General features: G+C 30.8%; 12 protein-coding genes. All 12 read right to left on the bottom strand.

Going from position 1 to position 18,860, the window contains the following annotated elements; all coding sequences use genetic code 11:
- Positions 1-84: 84 nt before the first annotated feature.
- Complete coding sequence (locus QM495_RS04305; protein WP_408670878.1) at positions 85-660, bottom strand: acyltransferase; 576 nt, start codon at positions 658-660, stop codon at positions 85-87.
- A complete protein-coding gene (gene deoC, locus QM495_RS04300; protein WP_408670877.1) occupies positions 661-1,404 on the bottom strand; it encodes a deoxyribose-phosphate aldolase in 744 nt (247 codons plus the stop codon).
- Between the two features lie 114 nt (positions 1,405-1,518).
- The gene (locus tag QM495_RS04295; protein ID WP_408670876.1) at positions 1,519-2,250 is read right to left on the bottom strand and encodes an energy transducer TonB; all 732 of its coding nucleotides are present in this window, start codon (positions 2,248-2,250) and stop codon (positions 1,519-1,521) included.
- Positions 2,251-2,457: 207 nt separating this feature from the next.
- The gene (locus QM495_RS04290; RefSeq protein ID WP_408670875.1) at positions 2,458-3,180 is read right to left on the bottom strand and encodes an energy transducer TonB; all 723 of its coding nucleotides are present in this window, start codon (positions 3,178-3,180) and stop codon (positions 2,458-2,460) included.
- Positions 3,181-3,375: 195 nt separating this feature from the next.
- Positions 3,376-4,095 (bottom strand): energy transducer TonB, encoded by a 720-nt coding sequence (locus QM495_RS04285; RefSeq protein WP_408670874.1) that lies wholly within the window; start codon positions 4,093-4,095, stop codon positions 3,376-3,378.
- Positions 4,096-4,157: 62 nt separating this feature from the next.
- On the bottom strand, positions 4,158-4,565 hold the full coding sequence (locus QM495_RS04280; protein ID WP_408670873.1) for a VanZ family protein: 408 nt from the start codon (positions 4,563-4,565) through the stop codon (positions 4,158-4,160).
- Entirely contained in the window at positions 4,519-4,899 is a 381-nt protein-coding gene (gcvH, locus tag QM495_RS04275) for a glycine cleavage system protein GcvH (protein WP_408670872.1), read from the bottom strand. The genes QM495_RS04280 and gcvH overlap by 47 nt, the downstream gene beginning before the upstream one ends.
- A gap of 26 nt (positions 4,900-4,925) precedes the next feature.
- Entirely contained in the window at positions 4,926-11,969 is a 7,044-nt protein-coding gene (gene sprA / locus QM495_RS04270) for a cell surface protein SprA (protein ID WP_408670871.1), read from the bottom strand.
- Between the two features lie 3 nt (positions 11,970-11,972).
- Entirely contained in the window at positions 11,973-12,554 is a 582-nt protein-coding gene (ruvA, locus tag QM495_RS04265; protein ID WP_408670870.1) for a Holliday junction branch migration protein RuvA, read from the bottom strand.
- A gap of 37 nt (positions 12,555-12,591) precedes the next feature.
- Positions 12,592-14,868 carry an NADP-dependent malic enzyme gene (locus QM495_RS04260; protein ID WP_408670869.1) on the bottom strand — a complete coding sequence of 759 codons (2,277 nt, stop codon included), beginning with the start codon at positions 14,866-14,868 and terminating at the stop codon, positions 12,592-12,594.
- 192 nt (positions 14,869-15,060) lie between these two features.
- Positions 15,061-17,973: a molybdopterin-dependent oxidoreductase gene (locus QM495_RS04255; protein WP_408670868.1), complete on the bottom strand. Its 2,913-nt coding sequence runs from the start codon at positions 17,971-17,973 to the stop codon at positions 15,061-15,063.
- A gap of 16 nt (positions 17,974-17,989) precedes the next feature.
- A partial coding sequence (gene nrfD, locus QM495_RS04250) for an NrfD/PsrC family molybdoenzyme membrane anchor subunit (protein ID WP_408670867.1) occupies positions 17,990-18,860 on the bottom strand: 871 nt, incomplete at its 5' end.

The raw sequence follows: 18,860 nt of genomic DNA, 5'->3' as shown, positions 1-18,860 counted from the left end.
AAAAACCGGGTATTTTTCTGTTTGAGAAAATACGGAAATTGATAGAAAAAGAAAAATTAACGTTATTTTTTTCATCGTTATTAATTACACTATTTTTTCAACCTTATTATCTTTTAATTGGTATATTTCTTTGCTTTCTAAGCAAGTTGCAAATCCTTTCTCATCAAACTCTAAACGATGTCCAAATTCACTTATCCAACCAATTTGTTTTGAAGGATTTCCAACAACCAATGCATACGGTAAAACTTCTTTTGTTACAACAGCTCCGGCGCCAATAAAAGCATATTCTCCAATAGTATTTCCACAAACAATAGTTGCATTTGCACCAATACTAGCTCCTTTTTTTACCAATGTTTTTGAATATTCTCCTCTTCTAACAACAGCACTTCTCGGATTAATAACATTTGTAAATACCATTGAAGGACCTAAAAAAACATCATCTTCACAAAGTACTCCTGAATAAATTGATACATTATTTTGCACTTTTACATTTTGGCCTAAAATAACTTCAGGGGAAATCACCACATTTTGACCAATGTTGCAATTTTCTCCTATTATTGAATTTGGCATAAGGTGACTAAAATGCCAAATTTTAGTTCCCTTACCAATTTTACAACCTTCATCAATTACAGCTGTTGTATGTGCAAAATATTCTTTCATTTAATATCCTCCTGTTGAATTCCCTCCATCTGCAATTACTTTAGCTGATGAAGTTCCAATACGTGTAACACCCATTTCAACCATTTTTACAGCATCTTCGTAATTTCTAACTCCACCTGCAGCTTTTGCTGGTAATGGTTTTGCATTTTCTACAATAAGTTCCATTGCTTCAAAAGTTGCACCATTTGGTTTACCTCCTTCTGTTTTAAAGAATCCTGTAGATGATTTTACAAAAACTTTTGCTGCATTTTCTTCACCAAAGTTTTCAATAACAACATCTCTTATTAATTGTGTTATTGAAATAATTTCTTCATTGGTTAACGCTGCAATTTCAATAATCCATTTTGCTACTTTATTATTATCTAAGGCTAATTTTGTTCCTTTATAAACTTCCGCTTTTACCAAATTTATTTTTTCTTCTTTAAAAGCCTGATAATTTATTACATAATCTAATTCATCTACATCATCATCAACTGCTTTTTGAGCTTCCACTAATTTTTCATTAATATCATACGTTCCTTCATGAAAACCAATTACAGTACCAATTAATGTTTTTGAATTTGCATTTTTCACCATTTCACGAGCCATAGCAACATGTTTTGGGCGAATCATTGCCAAAACAAAATTATTTTCAATAGCTTCATTTACTAATTCTTTTACATTTTTTTCTGTTGCTTCCTCAGAAATACCTGCTTGTTCAGCTTTTTTTAGATATGTTGAATCTAAATATTGATTTACGTTCATGTTATAAATTTTATTTTACGAAAATACTAATTTACAAAACATAATAGTTTATAAATTTCTATTACTTCATAAAAAAATCTCGCTATGGCGAGATTTTTAAATTTTATTTTGAATTTATTCTACTTTAAAAACAATTGGTAAGCCATATCTAACACCTACTGCTCTACCTCGCTGCTTGCCTGGAGTCATTTTAGGAAGTAATTTTATAACTCTTATTGCTTCTTCTTGTAATTTTTTATGTGGTGCTCTTGCCTGTATGTTTATAATATCACCATTTTTATCAATTTTAAACATTACAAAAATACGCTGAATACTACCTTGTTGTAATCCTAAATCTGAAGCTAATTCTGCATTGAATCTTTTTGAAACAAATTTTGACATTTGAGTTGAAAAACATGATCTTAATTCTGTATTATTTCCTTTGCAACCAGGAAAAACAGGTACATTTTCTATAACCATAAAAGGAACATCTTCTATAACTTCTTCCTCTTCTTCGACTGAAATTACATTTTTCTCTATATCTATTATTATGGCCTCTGATTCATCTGTTTCAGTTGATTCTATAATTGTTTCAATTATTTCAACTTGATCTTCAACTTTTATAATTTTATCTGGTAAAACTATTTTTATTGTAGGTTTTATTTCTGGCTCTATAAGTTTAACTTCAATATTATCCTCGGTCTCTTCAATAATTGTATAATTTCCAACCAATTCCTTTATATTTTTAGGATAAGATTTCATATTTATAAATTCATAAACAACAAAAAGAGCTAGTACTAATCCTAATTGGATTAATATTTTACTATAATTTTCTAGAGCTGCGTTTGGGTATTTTTTAATTTGCATTTTACCTTGTTTTAAGTTAAACAAGAATTACTACTAAAGAACTGCTTTTACAGCATAAGGTATAATGCAAAATTTGAATTAGAAACAACCTATTTATAATGCAATATCTTGCAAGATAATTATCATATTAAAGTTACAACATTTTTAAATAAAATACAATGTTCAATGTAAAAAGCCAACCTTAAGGTTGGCTTTTTAGGTATAATTTTACTCTACTTTAAATGCAATTGGTAAACTGTACTTTACACCAACTGGTATTTTACGTTGCATTCCAGGCTTCATTTTAGGTAATAATTTTACAACTCTAATTGCTTCTTCTTGTAATCTTAAATGTGGAGCTCGTGCTCTAATATCTGTAATTTCGCCATTTTTATCTATCTTAAATATTACAAAAATACGTTTGACTCCAGGAGTTAGACCCAGCTCCGATGCTAAATCAGAATTAAATTTTCTATTCACATGTTTTTTTATTTTTTCTTCCAAACATGTTTTTAATTGTTCTTTATTCCCTTTACATCCAGGAAAAATAGGTGCATCTTCAATTATTGCAAAAGGAACATCATCAATAATATTTCCAACCTCATCTGTATCTACTTTAACAAATTTAGGCTCTTCAACTGGTTTGTCTGTATCAATTATTTTAAATACATCTTCTTCTATATCAGAATCATTATTTTCTTGTTTAATAGCTACTAAAATTAACTTCTTTTTAATTATTTGTTTTGAAATGGGTTCAATTTTATACTCTATGTTTTGTTCTTGAAAGTCATCAAATTTTTGACTCGAATCGTTTAAAATTGCTATGTTTTTTTCAAATGTTTTGTTTTGTATTAATACATAAACAATAAGTAATGATAAAACAAGGCCTAATTGTACAAATAATTTACTGTAATTTTCTAAATTTGCTTTTGGATGTTTTTTTGTATTCATAATTATATATGTTTTGTTTCATCCTTATTAATAGTCTGTTATATTATTTAATTGTTTTGAGTGATATTGAGATTATTAACTTTATAATTTTAACTATATACAAGGATAAATGTTAAAATTATGTTAATGCAATAAACATACCAAAAAAAAAGCTCAACCGTTTGGTTGAGCTTTTTGAATTATTGTATTTTATATTTATTCTACTTTAAATGCAATTGGTAAGCTGTATTTCACACCTACTGGACGTCCACGTTGTTTACCTGGAGTCATTTTTGGTAATAATTTAATAACTCTAATTGCTTCTTCTTGTAATCTTTTATGAGGTGCACGAGCCATCACGTTAGTGATATTTCCTTTTTTATCAATTTTAAACATTACAAAAATACGTTTTATACCTGGAGATAATCCAAGATCAGATGCTAAATCTGAATTAAACTTTCTATTTACATGTTTTGTAATTTTTTCTTGCAAACATGCTCTTAGTTTTGCTTTATTTCCTTTGCAACCAGGATATACTGGAACATCTTCAATAATTGCAAAAGGCACATCTTCCATAACATCTTCTTCTTCTTCTACCTCAATAATTTCTTCAATTTCAACGGCTTCAGTTTCATCAGTTTCAGTAGATTCAATTACAGTTTCTTCTACTTCTTCCTCATCTTTAACAACTTCAATAACATCTGGAGCTGGTGGTGGTGGTGGTTTTACTTCTGGTGGTTTTACTATTTCAAGATCAACTTGATCTTCTTGATCATCAATATTTAAAACTACGGGACCAAGATCACCAATAATTCTATCGTACGACTTTTTTTCAATGGCTAAGTACACTACTAATAGTGCTAAAACTAAACCTAACTGCATAAATAACTTACTGTAGTTTTCAAGGTTTGCTTTCGGATTCTTTTTGGTTTGCATCTGTAAAAAAATTTTATAGTGTGCTAATTTAATAATTTTAATATATTAAACAAGTATATTTTTTATTTCATTCTATTTTTGTGGTAAATTTTATTAAAAAACACCCAAGCTGTAACAATCCCTATTAAATTAGCAATGATATCTAACAAATCTGCTTGCCTATATGTTGTTAAAACTCCTTGTAATACTTCAATAATTATGCCATAAACAAATAAAACTATGGCTATTAAAAACCCCTTATTGTATAGTTTTAAACTTTTATAATACGCAAATAACCAACTTACTGTTAATGTAAAATAAGCTGTAAAATGTAAGATTTTGTCTATAAACTTAACAGAAGGTAATTCAATAACATTAGTAACTGGAATTAAACTTCCAATTGTAATTGCTATTGTAAAAGTAACTGCAATGAAAAAATATAATTTACGCTCCAATAAGTTGTTTATAATCTTCTGCTGATAATAATTCATCTATTTGAGAAGCGTCAGAAATAGAAATTTTAATCATCCATCCTTCTCCATAAGGGTCTGAATTTACTTTTTCTGGTTCATCTTCTAAACCTTCATTAAAAGTTGTTATTTCACCTGTTAAAGGCATTAATAAGTCTGAAACTGTTTTTACTGCTTCTACCGATCCAAATACTTCATCTTTTTCAATAGTTTCATCTATTGTATCCACATCAACATAAACAATATCTCCAAGTTCACTTTGTGCAAAATGAGTAATTCCTATAGTTGCTGTGTCACCATCAATTTTAATCCATTCGTGGTCTTTTGTGTATTTTAATTCTGCTGGTATATCCATTATAATTCTTTATTTATATTAATTATTTAATTCCCTAAAACGTATCTAATACTTAACCCAGAACTAACTGATTGTCTTGGAAAAGTAGTTGAAATTGCATACTGTGATGAGCTTTGGTCAAAGTAAAAAGATGCTGTTAAACTTTTACTTACTGCATAATCTGCAAAAAACTTTAAAGATAATAAACGTTGCCCTCCTGTTACTTGATCATTATCTTGATCTATTGCTCTAATCACAGTTCTGTTATCTCTTAATGATAAATCTGCTCGTAGATTTAAATCACCTTTTAATCTTGTTAAATCACCACCAAATCTAAATTTCATGGCTAAATCTTTAATTCTATATCCTAATCCAATAACATATTCTGTTCCTTTAATTTGGGTTATTGTATTATTATTAAAATTTAATGTTAAACCTCTATCTTTATTTACTCTACCACTAAATGAAAATGAGTTTTTCATTTTTACATCAACTTTTATTAGTGGTGAAAATTCTTCAAGTAGGTTTACATTTGTAAAAAGAGTTTTATTGAAATAATTACCAACAATATCTGTTTCAGCATAAGGTGCTTCTGCATTATATTCTAAATTATTGCTAAAACTTGTTATTGAATATAAAGAATTATAGCTATGAGAAATCGAAAAACTTCTAAAGTGTTTTTTGAACCATTTCATTTTCATAAATCCTTTATAATTTAATTTCCAACCTGGAATTGGAACACTTTTAAATGCTTTTAAATTTACTTTTGAAGCGTCTTGTCCTGAATAAGCAGCAATAAAAGCAGGAAGAGATACTTGTTGACTTGTTTCTCCAAAACCACTTATTGGTTGTCCGGTATCTGAGGCTAAACGTTGGGCTATAATTACTCTATTGGCTTTAAACTCTTCAAAGTTTGCATCGCTATTTTTAAATGAAGTTTTTAGCATATTATAGCTAATGCTAAAATTTCCAAACTCCGTAATTGGCGAATCTGAAATAAGCAAATTATCCACCACATCTAATTGCTGAGATATGTTTTTAGTATACGTTCTATTTCCTCTAAATTCAATATCTAAATATTTAAAAGGTTCAACTGTAATTGTACCATCTAATTTATTAAAATGTGTTTGGCTATATGTTTTATTATAATATGGATCATCTTCTCCACGAGACAATAACCACCCATTTTCTACTGCTTTTTGTCTAATATCAATTTGGCTACCAAAAACAAACCCAAATGTTGGTGCCGGGCTTCCACTATAATTATCACGTCCTAAAAATCCTACTTCAGGTAAATAACCTGGTAAATATGTACCATTATTTTCTGAATAATTAACCCGTACTTTTTTAATTGAAGTTATTAAATTATAAAATCCTTGTCCTATTTTACCACCAACTGTCTTCTTCTTTTTAGATCCAATACTTCTTGGGGCATTTGGTAATTTGGCTGTAGTTTTTTTGGTTTTAAAACTTTTTTTGCCAAACAATTTTTCCAGTCCTATTGTTTTGTAAAATCTATTAAAATCAACATCAGCTCCTAAAGTATGAGTATTCGCATTTTGTATTACATTTCCTATTTTATCTATATAGGATTGAGATGCTGCTTGCCAATCAAAATCTGCAGTATATGCATAATCTGCATTAATAAAATCTAAATACGGAATTTTATTAATTGGAATTTTATACGTTCCATTTAGTGTTTGATGATAATGGTCTGGTCTTCCAAGGCTAAAGAAATTATCCATTAATTGAATATCCTCTGAAGCTTCAAAATCATCATATATATAATGGTTTGCTGCTCTAAAATTAAACTGTAATGATTTTGTTAAATTATAACCTATGTTATAATCCCAATCGAACATAAAATGGCGTTGTTTTAACGTTGGCAATTCTGGTAACCCTTCAATTAAACTTCTAGATAGTTGCTCATTATAACTTCTAATAATATTAGAGTTTACTGAAATTGAAGAAGGTAATAGATTTAAATTGAAATCTTTAATCAATTTTAAATATTTACTATTTAAGGATTCCCAATTTTTAAATGGCTCAAAACTTTTAGGTTCAAAACTAAAATTATAATTTGCTGATGCTCTTACATTTTGATCTACATATTTTTGTACATTATAATCTTTATGATACGTTTCATTAAAAGCATAAGAAATCGATAAATTTTCTACGTTATAAAACTTAGGTTTTTTTGAAGATTCTGGATTATATTCTTTTCTAACATTAATTAAACTAATGCTTCTACGTTTTGTATAATCTCTAGCATTGCTACTATTTGGATTTATACTTGCAGCTTCTTCAAAAAGAACATCTTGGTATTGCGGATCGTATTTTGGATCTTTAAACTCTTCAGAAATACTGTAATTTAATGGTAATTTAATTCCCCATTTTTTTGGTAATAATTGACCTACATTTATATTTGTTACAATATCATATAGTTTTGTATCTTCTTGACTGCGGTCATTTACACGTTGTTCAATACCTCCAAAACCTTGAGTTTCCATTCTTCCAGTTACAGAAACATCTGCAAAATCTGCAAAATTAGCATCGGCACTAACAACTCCGGCCCAACCACCTTTATTGTCAAACTCAGAAACTCTCATTTCATTAAACCAAACTTCAGCACTTTGGTTTGTATTTGTAATATTTTTTACACCTAACATAATGGTTTTAATGTTAGATAAATTTGGATTTCCTTTTACCCTAATATCATAACCTTCCAAACCTTCAATTGGTGAAGGTATTCCAACTGCTGGATATAATACATTTGGTGCAATAGCAGCCTCTAATCTTAACAATTTAAGCTTACCTAAATATTCTAAAAATGCATCTAAATTATTTTCTTCTGGCCAAATTTCAAGTGGTGATGCTACCCCATAATCAGAAATTGTTAATGATTTTTCAATTTGGTAATAGTTATCATTTAAATCGCTACCTATTCTAATAATTGCCTTTAATTCATCATTTTGAACTTGTGGTTTTGTTTGAACACCTTCTGCATGTATAAACAATTTTAAGTGTTTATACATTCTTAAATCTACACGTACATTTTTAAATATGGCCCTTGTTTCATCAGGTTCTAAATCTGTAACTTTTACAGTTAGTGATTGTTCATTTTGTTGTTGTAAGGTTGTACTTCCTCTTAAAATTTCACGCTCAATTCCGGGAGGCAATGTATAGGGAATTGGAATTCTACCTTCATTTTCTTGAATATTTACAACTCCAACTTCAAAATTTTGTAACTGTGGATTTGTTAAATCTTGAGGCGGAACAATCGCTTCATCCAATGTTTTAGTATAACGTCTCCAATCTCCACGTACCAATTCTAATTCACCTAACCGTAAAACTATTGGCATTTTAAACTTTGTTAAAAATATTCGCATAAAACGAATTGAATTAAAACCCGTAATATCATTTACAACTTCATCAGGGCTACTTACCTGAATTCTAAATTGTAACCATCTAAATTCTTTTGTACTTCCATCTTGTAATTGTACTGATACTTTTTTCTCATCAACAATATTATTATGCCCAACAACTAAATCGTTTTTATTAAGCGATACTTTGTATTGATAATAACTTTCAACTGAATTCATTGTTTGATCTTTATCTATATCTTCAGTATCTGGGTATGTTGTTGCAGAAGTAGGATAATTTTCAGTTGATAAATTATTTGTTGGTGAATTTCCTTGTGTATTGTTATAACGTTTGTAACGTGTTAAAATTGAAGCATTATTTGTATCGTATTCAGAACTTCTAAAATATGAGTAGTTATCATTAGCAGGATCTAAACCAAAACCTGTACCAAATTTTTGAATTTCTTCTTCATCATTAATACCATCTAAACCAATATCCTGATTTAATCGCTCGCTATCACTATCGCTAAATGCATATAATAGCGATTGGCTTGTCGGAATTTTTCCCCAAATGGTTGGTTCTGTATTTAAAACACTTAATGCGTTTTCAGGTAAACCGTTTTCATACATTTTTCTACCATCTTTTAAAACATCTTCCGAAATATTTCCAAGGTTAAAATATAAATCACCTACTTGATTTGCTAAATCGTTTGGATCAACTCCTGCTGCTAATCCTTCTTCATTTGTAATAGAATAATGGTCATATGGATCCATTAACCAAAATTGAATATACTCTACATTTGATTGCTCAAAATTAGTAGTAGTTAATGCTCTTGTAATACCAGCCCACCTATCTTCTGGATCCGTAAATTTTCCATCTCCACCAACATTATTTGTGTCGTAATTATAACTTCCACGTTCATTAGGGAAATATGCTAAATCTAACGTTCTAACAATAGTAGATTGTGTTAAATCTAAATCTTGTTCAGGAAATAATTCTTCAAATCTTACTGTTCTAACTTCAGCACGTGAAAGTTCCACATTATCTATATTTCCCGGTTTTAATGAAGATCCCCCATAAAATAGTGGATCAATTATATACCACGCTAGTCTAGCTCGTTTATATCCATAGGACAAGTCTGTTGCGTTTCCTCCAAAGTCAAAATTTGTTTGAAATTGTGGCGTACTTGACATATGCCATTGCTGAATTGATTTAATTTCTAATGGAATTTGAGCCCCTTCAAAATCATCAATATATGAAGTTGCTTCTCCTTCTAATTCAATTCTTTTAGGGGAACCCGGAATTAAATAGGCAAAATCTCCTCTAATTGAAAAGTTTGAAACTACGTCTGTATCTATATTTGGTAATTTATTAACCCATTTTGTAAATTTTGGAACTTCTGTTCCGTAGTTTGCATTTAATCCAAAAATTGTGTTATTAATCGGTTCTTGACCAAACAATGCTTTTTGAGTTATTGGCTTTTCATTTAAATTTAGAATAGTTGCACCTGCAATAAAATTATCTGAAAACTTATGCTCAACATCAATACCTAAAAATCGTTTTGTTTGTAAATTAAATGCTGCATTATTTTCAACTGAAACTTGTATTGGCGCATTTGAAGCCTCTAAGCTAGGGTTTACAATTTGAACTCTACCCATTTGATAATCAACAACATAATCAATACCTTCTACTAATTCTCTTCCGCCAGTTGTAACTCTAACGGAACCTTGAGGCACATTAAAGGCTCCCAAAGGTATACCGTTGGCACTTTCTGATTTATGATATCCTTTTATTAAATATTTATCTTTTTGTTGAAAATTATTTTTAGCTTCAGATTGGGTTCTATCATATAATTCATTAAAAATATAGGTTTCATCAGCTACATCAGTAAGTTTAGCACTTAAATCTTTACCAAAAGGTTCTATTGTTGGGAAAATAATATATCCTTTTTCTGAATTTACGGTAGCACCTTCTACATAATCAAAATAACCATCTCCTTCAGGAGTTAAAAACTGACTTTGATCTAGCCTATCAACATTAAATAAGTTTAATAATGTTTTATCAGAAATACCTGGTGTTTGAGCATTTTGCAAAGCGTTTATAGGAACTCCCGTAGCATCATCAGCATATAATAACTCTAACCTAAAACCATCAGGTTGCATTCTGTAGGTTTGTAAAGAGTAAATATTTTTCATCATCAAATCCCACATTGGTATTTGAGTACTTATAATTTCACTGCGTAGTAATTTCACTACAATATTGTCTGGTGCAATTATACCATCACTTGTAAATTCACCTACTTTATATACTTTGGAATCTCCACTAACTGTATATTCAAAAGAAACTGCTAAAACATCTGAATCAGCTAATCTTCTATTTAAGGAAATAACACCTAGTTGAGGGTGAATAGTGTATTCATCTGGTCTTAATTTTATAGCATTTTCTAGTACCGAATAATCTCGTCCTTGTTGCATAGAAAATGGTGATAACCCATCACCTACTGTAGAAATTTTTCGAACAGCATTTGAAGTTGTTAATATTGAAGAAATATCATTTGCTTCGTTTATTGGCAAAACTGAACCTGGAACTGGCGTTACATTTGCTGGGCCAATATTTGTTGGATCTCCTTCTCCTAAATCTGCAACACCCACAATATTTCTAATATCAACTGTTGAAGCACTTCTATTTGTTACCCAAACTTCTACTTTTGTAATATTAATAGGGCTATTAATTAAAGGATACTCTTTTAATGCATTATTATAAGCATCTCTAAAATATTGTGCTAAAAAGAAATGGCGATTTTCATCATAATCTGTTGCTTGCAATTCAAATTCTTGTATGGTTGAACCTCCTTGGGCTGCTACAGATCTTGTTTGTGATTTTTGTTCAGCAAAAACACCTGTAACAGTTGTTTTTCCAAATTTCAACTGTGTTTTAACTCCAAATAAACTTTGAGCACCAACAATTAATGAGTTTTTTAAAGGCATACTCACGTTACCTACTTCTACTTTCTGAAGAATATCATCTTCCGTTGGTGTAAATTCTAGTTTTATTTGATTTTGGAAGTTAAAAGTTGATTGAGTGTCGTATTGTGCACCAACTTTAAGTCTTGTTCCTACTTTTGCAGAAATACTTGCACTAATTTCTTGATTAAAATCGAATGTAAAACTGCTTCTATTTCGCTCAGATAATTGAGGGTTGTCAACTTTTTGATACAACATTCCTAATTTAATAAGTACAGAACCTTGTGCATTTACTTCAATGCTATTTCCTCCAAAAATAGATTCAAAAAACCCTGAATTTACATAATATGTAGGTAATAAGTTTTTCTGAGCATCTTCACTTCCAATTTTTTTACTATTAGTAGCACTAATTTTGTCTTTATAATACTGAAGCATATCTTTTTTAAGTCTATACTCCTTGTACTCTTCTTGCGTCATATAAATTGGACGCTTTACATAATAATCCCCCATTTTTTCAAGAATCAAATACTTACCTAACTCGGTATCGTAAATAATTTCAGATGTTGATGGGTCTGTTAAAAATAAACTACCTGATTGCTCTTTTTTAAATGGGTATTTTAATTTTAAAGTATCAGTAGTTTTAGCAATCTTTATAGTATCTCCCGTTTTAATAATTGGAGGCGTTTGCCCTATTATCGCTGATTGGACAAACAACATTAAAAAAAGTAATATATATATTTTAAATACAAATTTTTTATTATCCAAATCTTATAAATTTTTAAGCGCTTTTTTTATTAAAGTTTCAACACTCGCCGTTTTATCTTCCAATAAAATTTTATTCAATATTTTTTCTGATTGTTTTTTATTAAATCCTAAGACTTCTAAAGCAATTAACGCTTCATTTTTATTCGTATTGCTTTCTATTATAGAAACTTCATCAATAGCAAAGGTTTTTAAAATTTTATCTCTTAAATCTACCAAGACTCTTTGGGCTGTTTTTGCGCCAATTCCTTTTACAGATTGTATAACACCAACATTCCCAGAAGCTATAGCTTGTTGAATTTCATTTGTTGTCATAGATGATAACATGGTACGTGCAATACTTGGGCCAACTCCTGAAACAGAAATTAACAATCTAAATATTTCACGTTCAATTTTATTAATAAAACCAAACAACGTATGAGAGTCTTCTTTCACAGATAAATGAGTGTATAATAAAACGGCTTCATCATCTGGTAAAAGAGAAAATGTATTTAAAGAAATATTAAGCCAATAACCAACCCCACCTACATCTATAACGATGTAAGTGGGGTTTTTTTCTACTATTTTACCTCTTAAATGAGTTATCATATTTTAGTTTTCTAATAACTTCAAATGTAATAAAATATTATTTAATTTTAGCTTTTTCTTGAGCATGAACAATTGCTACACATGCTATGTTAACAATTTCATCTACACTTGCTCCAAGTTGAATTATATGAACTGGTTTTTTAAGTCCCATAATGATTGGGCCTATAGATTCTACATTGTTAAATTCCTTCATTAATTTATATGCAATATTTGCAGATTCTAAACCTGGAAATATTAATCCATTTATTTTTTTACCATTCAATTTAGAAAATGGAAATTTTTCATTTAATAATTTTGAATTTAATGCAAAATCAGCTTGTATCTCTCCTTCTACTACCAAATTTGGAAATTTAGAGTGAACTATTTTAGTTGCTTTAGCTACTTTTTTTGCTTCTTTTGATGTTGATGATCCAAAGTTTGAAAATGATAACATTGCTAAATTAGGATCAAAGCCAAACATTTTCATAGACTCACTTGTCATAAGGCATATATCGGCTAACTCCTCAGAAGTTGGGTTAATATTTATAGCGGTATCTGAAAAGAACATTGGTCCCTTTTTAGTAATCATGATATTTGTTGCTGCAATTTTTTCAACACCTTTTTCTTTACCAATTAACTCAATCATTGGTTTTACAGTAGCAGGATAACTTCTTGAAAAACCTGTTACTAATGAATCTGCTTCACCTTCATTTACCATCATTGCAGCAAAATAATTACGTTGAATCATTAATTTTTGAGCACCTAATAGTGTAATTCCATTGCGTTGCATTTTTTCCCAATAAATTTTAGCGAATTTATGTCTTCGTTCTTTTTCTTCATTAGCTATAGGATCAATAATTGAAAGATTTGCATCAAAATTAATTTCCTCCATTAATTCTTGGATAATACCTTTATCGCCTAATAAAATTGGGATTCCAAGACCTTCATCATAAACAATTTGAGCCGCCTTTAAAACACTTAAATGATCTGCTTCGGCAAAAATAATGGTCTTAGGGTCAGATTTTGCACGAGACATTAACATTCTCATAAATTTATTTCCAGAACCTAATCTTTCTGCTAGTTGATCTTTATATGCATCCCAATCTGTAATTGGATTTTGAGCAATTCCAGATTCCATTGCTGCTTTTGCAACTGCTGGTGGAACTTCAGTAATTAATCGATGATCAAAAGGGGAAGGAATAATATATTCTCTACCAAATTGCATGTTAGATTTTCCATACGCAATATTTACATGCTCAGGTACAATTTCTTTAGCTAAATTGGCCAATGCATGGACTGCTGCTATTTTCATTTCTTCATTTATTCCTGATGCTCTTACATCTAAAGCCCCTCTAAAAATATAAGGGAAACCAAGCACATTATTCACTTGATTAGGATTGTCTGATCTACCGGTAGCCATAATAATATCTTTTCTTGTTTTTACTGCCAACTCATATTCAATCTCAGGAGTTGGGTTAGCCATAGCAAAAACAATTGGATCTTTAGCCATTGTCATTAACATTTCTGGAGTTACCAAATTCCCTTTAGATAGTCCCACAAAAATATCTGATTTAACCATTGCTTCTTCTAAAGTATGTATATCTCTATCAGTCGCAAATTCAGCTTTTTGTATAGATAAGTTGTCTAAGTCTTTTCTAATAACCCCTTTACTGTCACACATTACTAAATTTTCTCTTTTTGCCCCAATAGCTAAATACAAACGAGAACAAGAAATAGCTGCTGCACCTGCTCCACTTACTACAATCTTAACTTTTGAAAGCTCTTTCCCTACCAATTCAACTGCATTTTTTATTGCCGCAGCAGAAATAATCGCAGTTCCATGTTGATCATCATGCATTACAGGAATATTTAGTTCTTCTTTTAACCTACGCTCAATTTCAAAAGCTTCAGGAGCTTTAATATCTTCTAAATTAATTCCACCAAATGTTGGAGCTATATTTTTTACCGTTTCTATAAATTTATCAACATCATGTGTATCTACCTCAATATCAAACACATCTATATCTGCAAATATTTTAAATAGTAACCCTTTACCTTCCATAACTGGTTTCCCTGCTAAAGCTCCTATATCTCCCAATCCTAAAACAGCTGTACCATTTGAAATTACAGCAACTAAATTTCCTTTAGATGTATATTTATAAGCATCCTCTGGATTTTTTTCAATTTCTAAGCAAGGTACAGCAACACCTGGTGTATAAGCTAATGACAAATCTTTTTGTGTTGCATACTTTTTAGTTGGAACTACCTTTATTTTTCCTGGTGAAGGATATTGATGGTATCTTAAAGCCTCACTCTTTTTTTTAGAATCGCTCATGGTATTTTAATTTATTTTTAATTGAACTACAAAGTTAACTATATTCATTAGATTCAAAACCTAACATTTATCATATTTTTCAAATACAAATGTTACATAAAAGTATTTATATATATAAAATATTGAATGCCAAATCAACTTTAATTCTTTAAACTAAAAAAAAATCCTGCAGTTGCAGGATTTTTTTTTAGTTTACTTTTCATCTGTTGGAACATAGTAACAGCCTCCTTCGGATTTATCAGGCATAAACGCTCTATTAAACCAGAGTGGTCTCCTTTCACCGTTTGGCCCAGGGGCAGGTCTAGTCATTGCTAACCATTCTTTATAAATTTCATGAGACTTATTTGTATCTACAAAAATATCACCATATTTCTCATCTTTACCTGGTTTTTCAATTCGTACACGTTGATGCCAAGTGTGCATACCACTAATTGGGTCTGGATGTACTGCGTGTGTAATATTTTGATGTACACCTCCATCCTTCCAAAAAATACGTTTAGAATCTTTATCAGAAGATTCAAAAGGTTTTATTCCTGAAATCGTGTTCATTTTCCAACGTCCTTTTCCATCTCCTTCAATATTTACTGTATTGGTTGCCCAACGATTTCCTGTTTTATCTTGTGGTCTTCTCCAACGCCCAATATGATGTGAACAAGCTACAACACCAGGTTTCATACTTTGTGTTACCCAAACTTTATCTATAAAATAACCAATATCTGTATTTAATTTTACTAAATCACCTGTTTGAAAACTCCATTTTTTAGCATCATCAGGATGCATCCAAATTGGATTTCTATTTGAAATTTCAACCAGCCACTTTGCATTACCCGAGCGTGAATGAATTAAGGTTGGTAACCTAAATGTTGGAACTAGTACATATTCTCCTTTTGATTTATCTAGCACATCATTATGTATGTGACTTTTGATATATGTTGGAGTAGCATACTCTGGCCATTTCCAATCTACCATTGTTTGTGAGTAAAATTCATTTTTACGAGATGGTGTTGGGAATCCTACGCAAGGTTTTCCGTTCACCATAACACCAATAGGTTTTCCGTCTTTAGTAATTACATCATTTTCAGCATCAACTTTAGTACCTTTTAATTGTGCTTCACTTAATTGATTTTCATTCATTTTATAGGACTCACCTTTTTCAATTTCGTAAGCACCATACTTTTTCATGTACTCAAGAGCAGCAAACTGTCCTGTAAATCCGTCAGCTTTTGCAGTTTCATTTAGGCCTTCAATTCTTTCAAAAATATATTGATAGTACTCGTCAATTGTAATTTTTTCTCCTGGTCTATAAGGCGATTCAAAAGTTTTACGAATTCCCATACTTCCATCTGGGTCAATTCTCCAAGAAAGTTCAATAAAAAATTCATCTTCTTCCCAAACTTCACCCGGATTTGCTTCATAAGTCAATTTTACTGGTTTGCCATTTCTACGAGCTGCTTCACGTAAAACTGGCTGACGGAATGCTACCCAAGTTCCTCCGTGTGTAGCATAACTATTTAAATCGTGACGTTCAGATGCTAATCCCATTGGCAATACAAAATCTGCATAAAATGCTGTTTCGTTCCAAGTCGGAGTTAATGCTGCATGCAATCCAAATTTACTTTCGTCAGAAAACATTTCCATCCAAGTAAATCCATCAGGATATGTCCAAACTGGATTAAATACTCTTGAAAAATAAACATCCATTTTACCTCTTCCTTCTTTTAAGAAATGTGGTAATAACTGACTCATTTCAAAAAAAGCAAGTGGATATTCTTTTGGAAAATGCATTTCATTCCATTTCTTTTGTGGTGCAGGCGGATTTGGTTGTGTTGGTTTAAATTTATTCCAAGAATTTGGAGATGTTCCTCCTTTTGCTCCAACGGCACCTGTTAAAACAGATAAGAAATGTAAACAACGAGCTACTGCCCAGCCACCAAGGTTTGATGCACCCGCAGCACGCCAATTATGTGATGCAAATCGTTCACCGGCTTCCCCAATTTTATGCGCAATTTCAATTATCATTTCAGCTTTTACACCTGATTCTTTCTCTGCATATTCTGGAGTAAATTCTTTGTACTCTGCAATCATGGCAGCAATATAGTTTTCAAAAGTGATTTCTTTATCGCTATGGCGAGCTTGCAAATATTCTTTCCAGTTTGTCCAGTTTTCTAAATAATCTCTGTTGTATAATCCTTCTTCTAAAATAATTAAAGCCATGGCTAATAAAACAGCTGCTTCTGTACCTGGATACGATGGTAACCAATAATCTGACATAGAAGCTGTATTTGATAAACGAGGATCCATGGTAGCTAATTTAGCTCCTTTCATTTTTCCTTCAATAATACGTTGTGCGTGTGGGTTGAAATAATGACCAGATTCTAAATGTGCAGATATCAATAAAATAAATTTTGCTTCTGCGTGATCTGGTGATGGCCTATCGTAACCATACCATAAATTATATCCAAAACGAGCTCCTGAAGAACAAATATTGGTGTGCGAATTATGTCCATCAATTCCCCAACCTTGTAAAATCCAGTTCATAAATTTTTCATTCCCTGGCCTTCCAACATGGTACGCAATTTCATTATGGCGATCTTCAAGAATTGCTTTTCTTATTCGAGCCGCAATAGTATCTAAAGCATCATCCCAAGAAACACGTTCCCACTCTCCATCTCCTCGTTTTCCTTTTCTCTTTAATGGAAAAAGAATTCTATCTGGGTCTGTAATTTGGTTTATAGTTGCAGGGCCTTTTGCGCAATTTCTACCTCTACTCCCTGGGTGAAAAGGGTTTCCTTCAAACTTTTTAACTTCTTGAGTTTCCTTATCAATAAATGCTGTTAAACCACAAGCGCTTTCACAATTAAAACAAGTTGTTGGAATAATTTGATACGTCTTTTTTTCTTTTTTAGGCCATACTTTTGGATTGTACTCTACCCAATTATCCCATTTTTCAGGTGGAGGGAAATTCTCATACATTTGAGCTACCTCTTCATCAGAAAATTGACGCATATCTCCATCAAATTCTTGGTAACCTTCTTTGTGCAGATTTGGAATAATTCCTAATTTTTCTGCTATATTTTCTATAAATGATGGTTTTTTATAACCCATGATTTTAAATTTTAAATTAAGCTAATGGAATTCTTTGAGGTGCTTCTACCCAAATTTTCTCTGTGTTCAAAATTCCTATTAAAACTAATACTCCTGATACAACTGCTACTAATTCTCCATTTCCAAAGAATAATAATGCCAATGGAATTATATTTCCTATTAATACCGTAACTAACCAAAATAGTTTTTTATATCTTCCTTTGGTAATCATTTTCACCACCATTTTTGCTGAAGTTGTTGGATGTGTTATTGTTAATTCTGTTACCAAAGTAAATAAGTTAACAACTAATGCAATTATCATGGTGTTTTTTAGAATGCTCATCCAACTTTCGTTACCAAAAATTAATGCAGCAATCGCGAAAATTGCAGTACCAGCCATTACACTATGCACTAACATATGTAATGGTAATGTTGGGCTTTGCCAAAAATCACGACCTTTTGCTTGTGCAAATAAGAAAGCCGTATAAATTGCTAACATAATTGCAAAAAATGCCGTTATCCATAATAAAATGGTTTCTCCAGTGGATATTTTAAAGAAAGACATTGCTCCCCAAATTGTTACTAACAATCCGAAAATAGTAATGGTGTAACCACCTTTTACTAACCAAGAGTTCCATTGTGGACGTAATAAAACGTTTAAGAAACGATCTGGTCTATCTAAATCCATTACCAAGAATAATCCTGTTAAAGCTAAGAATATTAATGAAATTCCTGCTGACCATAATTTAGCAGTTGTAGAAACTTCGTATCCTAACATAATTGCTAAAAACGGAATTAAAAATGCTCCAGCAGCAATTGCTTTTGTAAATACGTAGGCTGAAACCTCCCAACCCCATAAAATACCTTTATCTGGTGTATCATAAACTCTACGTGCTTTACCTGTTAAC

The sequence above is a fragment of the Lutibacter sp. genome, assembly GCF_046055765.1.
In the GTDB taxonomy this organism is placed as follows: Bacteria; Bacteroidota; Bacteroidia; order Flavobacteriales; family Flavobacteriaceae; genus Lutibacter.
Note: the sequence above shows the minus strand (reverse complement) of the source record. Positions and strands in the feature narration are given on the sequence as shown.

Coding starts and splice junctions, on each gene's coding strand:
- QM495_RS04290 (WP_408670875.1), bottom strand. CDS start 3,180: ATGAATACAAAAAAACATCCAAAAGCAAATTTAGAAAATTACAGTAAA.
- QM495_RS04305 (WP_408670878.1), bottom strand. CDS start 660: ATGAAAGAATATTTTGCACATACAACAGCTGTAATTGATGAAGGTTGT.
- QM495_RS04295 (WP_408670876.1), bottom strand. CDS start 2,250: ATGCAAATTAAAAAATACCCAAACGCAGCTCTAGAAAATTATAGTAAA.
- QM495_RS04280 (WP_408670873.1), bottom strand. CDS start 4,565: ATGAATTATTATCAGCAGAAGATTATAAACAACTTATTGGAGCGTAAA.
- QM495_RS04260 (WP_408670869.1), bottom strand. CDS start 14,868: ATGAGCGATTCTAAAAAAAAGAGTGAGGCTTTAAGATACCATCAATAT.
- QM495_RS04255 (WP_408670868.1), bottom strand. CDS start 17,973: ATGGGTTATAAAAAACCATCATTTATAGAAAATATAGCAGAAAAATTA.
- QM495_RS04285 (WP_408670874.1), bottom strand. CDS start 4,095: ATGCAAACCAAAAAGAATCCGAAAGCAAACCTTGAAAACTACAGTAAG.
- deoC (WP_408670877.1), bottom strand. CDS start 1,404: ATGAACGTAAATCAATATTTAGATTCAACATATCTAAAAAAAGCTGAA.
- gcvH (WP_408670872.1), bottom strand. CDS start 4,899: ATGGATATACCAGCAGAATTAAAATACACAAAAGACCACGAATGGATT.
- ruvA (WP_408670870.1), bottom strand. CDS start 12,554: ATGATAACTCATTTAAGAGGTAAAATAGTAGAAAAAAACCCCACTTAC.